Below are 6095 nucleotides of genomic sequence, written 5' to 3'. Positions count from 1 at the left end.
ATTACACAACAGGAGATTGATCACGCCATGAAAAGACTGAATAATCGACCAAGAAAAAGATTAGGATACCTTACACCCAATCAGGTATTCTTCAAAAATACGCTTGCACTTCAAAATTGAACTCGCGTTTTAAAACATCAAGATTTATAAAAATAATAATGAAATCAGTTAAATTTTAGCTTCTTAAGGGATTGGTTGGTCAGTTTAATGATGTCAACATCAACCGAATTACTACAATAGATCTAGCAGTATTCGCCAAGCGCATTCTGATGTTTTATAGACACCAATAGCACAAGACGGCGACAGTTTTTTGCCGATCCAGCCCAATTCACGCGCACCCAGAGCCTTTATAAGGGTGAATTGAATTCCTGTGGTGGGCGATTTTCATAGGATATCTGCACTGTGGAAAACTCAGCAGCGTTGGCACCAACAAACACCGTATAGAGTACAACAATTAGCATCGCCATCCTCTAAATACTTCCCAATTGATACCTCAGTATTTTGAGCCTGACTGATATCCACAAAAACTGAAATCTGATATCAAAGTGTGTCTGCTTTAGCTTAATTGTTGTGAAATTTGTTGGGTAAAATAGGATTCAATGTTCGTGAGAAAAATCGCAGAAGTTTGAACGATAAGTAATGGCGGCAAGATCACTGTGATTTTAGAGTATTTCACAGGAAAAATACATGAGGAAATTGAGGACGCAATCAGGCCAATAGTGCCGTGATGGAGAGATGGGCTACAAGAGCGTTGCAAAAGACGACCGAGAACAGATTTCCACTACCAAAGGTGGCGACAGATCCAAAGCCATAACCGAGACCTGCTACCCAATGGTGACCATCCTTTTGCTTCTATTCTACGGCGCGGTTCAGGTTCAATTAAAGTTCAGTTAGCTATGTAAAGCACCAAGAAACTGTTGCAACTCAGGTGTTTTGGGATTCGCAAATAATTCTGCGGGTTCGCCAATTTCATGGACTAGGCCCTGATGCATGAAAATCACGCGGTCTGCCACTTTGCGGGCAAAGTTCATTTCATGCGTCACCATGATCAGCGTCATCCCTTCATCGGCAAGACTTTCAACGACTCGCAACACTTCTCCCACCAATTCAGGATCGAGTGCACTGGTGATTTCATCGCACAATAACACGGCTGGTTCCATGGCCAGTGCGCGGGCAATAGCAACACGTTGCTGCTGACCACCTGATAGCTGCTCACTATAGGCGTTAAATTTTTCACTCAGTCCGACACGATCTAATAGCTTACGCGCTTGCGCTTCATTGGCTGCAGCATTTTTGTGTTTGACTAAGCCTGGCGCTAGCATGATATTTTTACCTACACTCAAGTGTGGAAATAAATTGAAGCTCTGAAATACCATTCCCACATGTTGGCGCAATTCACGCATCGCTGTCACACTATCGTGAATCAAGGGCTTGCCATCCACATTCAGGTTACCGCTATGGAATGCTTCGAGGCCATTGATACAGCGTAGCAGCGTACTTTTACCAGAGCCACTTTTACCGATAATAGCGATGACCTCCCCTTTTTTAACCTGCAAATCGATGCCCTTGAGGACGTCGTTCGTACCAAAGGATTTACGCAGACCGACAATTTCAACGATGGACATGCATCTTCCTTTCAAGGTGCTTTGCATACAAGCTGACGGGATAGCACAATAAAAAATACATCAGTGCCACACAACTAAAAACAAGAAATGGGTTAAACGTTGCATTGGCGATTGTCTTACTGACTTTGGTCAGCTCCATGAACCCAATCACTGACGCCAGTGCCGTGCCTTTGATCACTTGCACCAGAAAACCGACCGTCGGCGCAACGGCAATCTTCATCGCCTGAGGGAAAATAATGTAGCGCATCTGCTCATAGAAGCTTAACGCTAAACTAGCAGAAGCTTCCCACTGTCCCTTGGGTATAGAAGCAATACATCCACGCCATATTTCACACAAAAAGGCACTGGTATAGAGTGTCAGTCCTATACTTGCAGCGACCCAAGGCGACGCGTTAATACCGAATAACCCCAATCCATAGTAGGCGAGAAACAATTGCACCAGCAATGGAATCCCTTGGAAAATCTGTACATACGTCGTCGCCAAGAGGTTCATGAACGCCGATTTACTTTGGCGTAGTAATACCAACAGCAAACCAACAAGTCCGCCACCAATAAAGGCAATCATCGACAAACCGATTGTCCAGCGCATCGCCATCAGGAGGTTGCGCACAATATCCCAAAATGAGAACTCCATCATGGCCTATCTCCTGCCAAATAAAAAAGTAGCACCAAGCCAATTGAGTGCATAGCGCATCATGACTGACAACAGCAAATACAGAGCACCAACGACAATAAACGCCTCAAAAGACCGGAAGTTACGGCTCTGAATTAAGTCTGCCGCATAACTCAGTTCCTCGGTAGAAATCTGGCCACAGACGGAAGAACCCAGCATGACGATAATGATCTGACTCACGAGACTTGGCCAAATTTTATGCAGCGCTGGTGGCAACGCTACCCATAAAAAAATTTGCCGTCTGGACAGCGCTAGGCTTTGTGCCGCCTCGATATGCCCCTTGGGTGTCGCCTCCAACCCAGCCCGGATAATTTCAGTGGCGTAAGCACCGAGGTTCACCACCATGGCGATGAGAGACGCCATCTCTGCAGATAGTTTGAAACCTGCCGCCGGCAGTCCAAAGAAGATAAAAAACAATTGCACGATGAAGGGGGTGTTTCGAATCAGTTCCACATACCCTGTCACGACGGCCTTGAGCCACGCAGGTGCCATATCAGCACCAAAACCTCGTGCTCGTACCCACGCGCCGCCTATTCCTAAGAGCGTCCCTATAATGACCGAAGCGATGGTGAGCCCCAGCGTCCACGCAACACCGGTCAGCAAGAGTGGCCATTCAGAGAGCACTGCTGCAAAATCAAGTTGTACATTCATTGCCGCTATACCCTTTTGAAGGCCTTTAATAGGTATTAGAGAGGTAAGTCACCAGCAGGGCGTCCTAGCCACTTTTTCGACAATGCATCAAGTTCACCGCTTTTTTTGGCTTCGTCGAGAACTTCATTTACTTTATTTTTTAGCTTGTCTTCGCCTTTGGCGACGCCGATAAAATTAGGACTCTCTTTAATTAACAACTTATACTCCGTAGCCAACTGCGGATTTTTCGTCATCATGCTGGCGGCCACTGAGGCGCCTAGTGCGACGAACTGTACCTGACCAGAAGCAAAAGCAGCCACTGTTCCGTTATTATCCTCAAAGCGTTTGATATCCGTACCAGCAGGTGCCAGTTTTGACAGCTCCTGATCCTCCATTGCACCGCGCGTTACCCCCACTTTCTTTCCGGTCAAATCAGCAAAGCTCTTGATACTCGTACTTTTAGGACCAAACACCGCTTGAAAAAAAGGGGAGTAGGAAGAGGTAAAATCAATCACCTTAGACCGTTCTGGATTTTTACCCAATGTGGCAATCACCAGATCGGCCTTTTTCGTCTGCAACGCAGGAATCCGACTCGCGCTCACCACAGGGACCAATTCAACGGCCACACCAAGTTTTTTAGCAATATAGTTTGCCATGTCGATATCGAGCCCGATCGGCTTAAGATCGGTGCCCACGAAACCATAAGGTGCTGAATCCGTCTGTACCGCCACTTTCAGAACTTTAGACTTCAAAATATCATCCAGCGCGGTTTGTGCTTGAACGGTCGTCCCTGCAAATAAGGACGTCATGGCCAGCGCCACAACAAAACGACGCTTTTTACGTTGAATCAGTTTCATGAGAGTACCCCGAATTAATTTGAAAAATTGCCGAACAACTTGGATGTTGATTCACAATGCAAGGAGCGTGCCAAAGAATTTGTGGGCATATTGAGGCGGTTTTGATTGAATAACGTCAGCAGAGAATGCAGCAATCGCAATGTCTATTCTTCTGAACGTCTGATGATGGATTCGATTGCAAAGAGTATTCGGCACCTTCATGGCGCACATCATCTTCAATATGGTGCAACGAATCCACCTGATTGAACTTCAGGCACGAGATGATCACCAACGCGCACGAATTGACGAACAACTCAAAGTACTGGCGCGCAGATGCTTGATCGTCAAGATGACCTACGGTCAATTCGATTATGCGCAACGGGTTGCGGGAAATAATTTTTCCCGCAACTGCATGAATGGTGTTTCTATCAGACGAAACAGCAACCAACCGCCAACAATGGCGACGACCATCACGATGCTAATACCAAGAGGCGCGTTGATATCAATATTCAGGTCCTTCATGGGAGCTACCATTACTTTATAAATTGGTTTGTGCGCGAGGTAAATCGCATACGACCACAACGCCAGATTCTCAGCACCACGCACCCGAATTTTATACAAAAACGAGGTAGGACTCAGCGCTGCCATGGTCAATATGGCAAAGCTTGCGGCCAACAAAGTAAAACCAAACGTCATCAGATAAAAATTAAACCCGTCACCCGTATCAAAATAATTCAACATCAGATAAGCCATGACAGCAAATGCAGTCGAACCAAGCACAAGCAACAGGTTTCCTCGGCGCGTTATGTTGTCAAATACTGTCGTATGATAATTTTTGAGTAAGGCAATCGCGACACCCGGCAATAATTCATCAAAACGGGCAAAACTGGAATAATAGACGCGCACTGCGTAATCAACGTCAGTCATCGATTCTCTTCCATGCGCTAACCAGGCATATCCCCTGACGAAAACACCCGTGAGTATCGCCGCAATCAGAACCGACCATGCCAATCTTAGTGATTTTTTTGCGCGGGCAATCGATACAGCAACAAGCGGCAGGATGAGATAAAACTGCTCTTCGACACACAGTGACCATGAGTGTGAAAATGTTTCACCAAAATGCATTCCGATATTTTGTGTAAAACTCAAAAAGCGCGATATCGACGCCGTCGCTGTTCCGGCTAAGTCTACTGGAAAGATCAAATACAGCGCCAGCACGACATAGTAATTTGGAAGCGTTCGCAATAAACGTCGCGCAAAAAACGTTTTCACTGAGAAGCTATCACCACGGGCAAACGCAGAAATCACCTGATTACCAATCAGATAGCCACTAAGCACAAAGAATAAATCAACCCCCATCCAACCAATATCCGTTAAAAATCCAAATGTAGGTTTGTGGCTAACCACGACACCATAATGCGACATCAGCACCAAAGAAATGGCGCATGCCCGCAGGGTATCCAGACCGTGAAGCCTGCCTGCGACGGAGAGAGTATTCATTTTTTTATATTGTAGATTTTTTAGGCAATCAAACTGATGCCTTGCGTTTTAAATGGCGCTCTTGCAGTGTTTTTATAGTGGCTTGATTACGTTGCTAACAACCTCACCCAGAAGGTGAACAAATTTACCATGCATATATCTGCAATGCAATTTTTGTTGAGATATGACATTGATGACGATGAAGCGGTGTCCAATGTCATCAAACTGAAAATAGTTGCGTAGCAACCCGCTCCCACTTTTCGCGCGGGCCGCTCACGGATACTTGCTGCATACAGAGCATGACAATGAAGCGCAATTCAGCCATCGTTGCAAAGTCACCCGCGCGTTAATATATGGCATGACCTGTGCCACTAATTTATCCGGCATCATTCTGCGTTGATGCCGTGCCAAACATGCGTCAATCAGTTCTTGGATATAAGATTGCCCTATTTCTTTAAAAGCCTCGCGGCAGGCAATTGAGCGTGATGTTCATTCAACATAGATTGGAAAAAGTGGTAGCAAAGAGCGCTTTTTAAGGAACATACCTTACGTCTTTTTTTTGATAGCGACAGTTAAAACGGGATCAGGTGCAGAGATGACAGTTTGCTTTTTGATAGGCTCATCGTTGATCACGATAACGTTAGCATTAAACTCGGTCGTGGCGTTTTGTTTGACCATCTGCACTGCAACAGCGCGGGGATCAACGACTGACTTCGGATGGCGGAAGAAAAACATCACTTGCTCTCCAAGAGAATGACATTGCCTGTTATCTGATTTCGGAACTTCATTAATCAATATCAGGTATTAAAATAAATACTAGACATACAGATGAGGTCTTATTTCTATCTTGGA

General features: G+C 45.5%; 6 protein-coding genes and 1 pseudogene. 1 reads left to right on the top strand and 6 read right to left on the bottom strand.

Annotated elements, in window-relative coordinates; translation table 11 throughout:
- Positions 1-120, top strand: a pseudogene (locus ACO0KV_RS16680) (IS30 family transposase); the annotation flags it as partial.
- Positions 121-890: 770 nt separating this feature from the next.
- Here ACO0KV_RS16680 and ACO0KV_RS16675 read toward each other — a convergent pair.
- The 6 genes from ACO0KV_RS16675 to ACO0KV_RS16650 form a co-directional block, all read right to left on the bottom strand.
- Positions 891-1625 (bottom strand): amino acid ABC transporter ATP-binding protein, encoded by a 735-nt coding sequence (locus ACO0KV_RS16675; RefSeq protein ID WP_423044028.1) that lies wholly within the window; start codon positions 1623-1625, stop codon positions 891-893.
- Complete coding sequence (locus ACO0KV_RS16670; protein ID WP_423044026.1) at positions 1612-2262, bottom strand: amino acid ABC transporter permease; 651 nt, start codon at positions 2260-2262, stop codon at positions 1612-1614. Before ACO0KV_RS16670 ends, ACO0KV_RS16675 begins: the two co-directional genes overlap by 14 nt.
- Before the next feature lie 3 nt (positions 2263-2265).
- Positions 2266-2949 carry an amino acid ABC transporter permease gene (locus tag ACO0KV_RS16665; protein ID WP_423044024.1) on the bottom strand — a complete coding sequence of 228 codons (684 nt, stop codon included), beginning with the start codon at positions 2947-2949 and terminating at the stop codon, positions 2266-2268.
- 35 nt (positions 2950-2984) lie between these two features.
- Complete coding sequence (locus ACO0KV_RS16660; protein ID WP_423044022.1) at positions 2985-3785, bottom strand: transporter substrate-binding domain-containing protein; 801 nt, start codon at positions 3783-3785, stop codon at positions 2985-2987.
- Between the two features lie 348 nt (positions 3786-4133).
- Positions 4134-5264, bottom strand: a complete 1131-nt coding sequence (locus tag ACO0KV_RS16655) for an acyltransferase family protein (protein WP_423044020.1) — start codon at positions 5262-5264, stop codon at positions 4134-4136.
- Between the two features lie 525 nt (positions 5265-5789).
- Positions 5790-5978 carry a hypothetical protein gene (locus ACO0KV_RS16650; protein ID WP_423044018.1) on the bottom strand — a complete coding sequence of 63 codons (189 nt, stop codon included), beginning with the start codon at positions 5976-5978 and terminating at the stop codon, positions 5790-5792.
- Positions 5979-6095: the final 117 nt, after the last annotated feature.

Source organism: Undibacterium sp. RuRC25W, from assembly GCF_049339825.1.
In the GTDB taxonomy this organism is placed as follows: domain Bacteria; phylum Pseudomonadota; class Gammaproteobacteria; order Burkholderiales; family Burkholderiaceae_D; genus Undibacterium.
Note: the sequence above shows the minus strand (reverse complement) of the source record. Positions and strands in the feature narration are given on the sequence as shown.

What these genes read in the sequence shown, in the direction of transcription:
- ACO0KV_RS16670 (WP_423044026.1), bottom strand. Translation starts at nt 2,262, where the DNA reads ATGATGGAGTTCTCATTTTGGGATATTGTGCGCAACCTCCTGATGGCG.
- ACO0KV_RS16655 (WP_423044020.1), bottom strand. Translation starts at nt 5,264, where the DNA reads ATGAATACTCTCTCCGTCGCAGGCAGGCTTCACGGTCTGGATACCCTG.
- ACO0KV_RS16650 (WP_423044018.1), bottom strand. Translation starts at nt 5,978, where the DNA reads ATGTTTTTCTTCCGCCATCCGAAGTCAGTCGTTGATCCCCGCGCTGTT.
- ACO0KV_RS16675 (WP_423044028.1), bottom strand. Translation starts at nt 1,625, where the DNA reads ATGTCCATCGTTGAAATTGTCGGTCTGCGTAAATCCTTTGGTACGAAC.
- ACO0KV_RS16660 (WP_423044022.1), bottom strand. Translation starts at nt 3,785, where the DNA reads ATGAAACTGATTCAACGTAAAAAGCGTCGTTTTGTTGTGGCGCTGGCC.
- ACO0KV_RS16665 (WP_423044024.1), bottom strand. Translation starts at nt 2,949, where the DNA reads ATGAATGTACAACTTGATTTTGCAGCAGTGCTCTCTGAATGGCCACTC.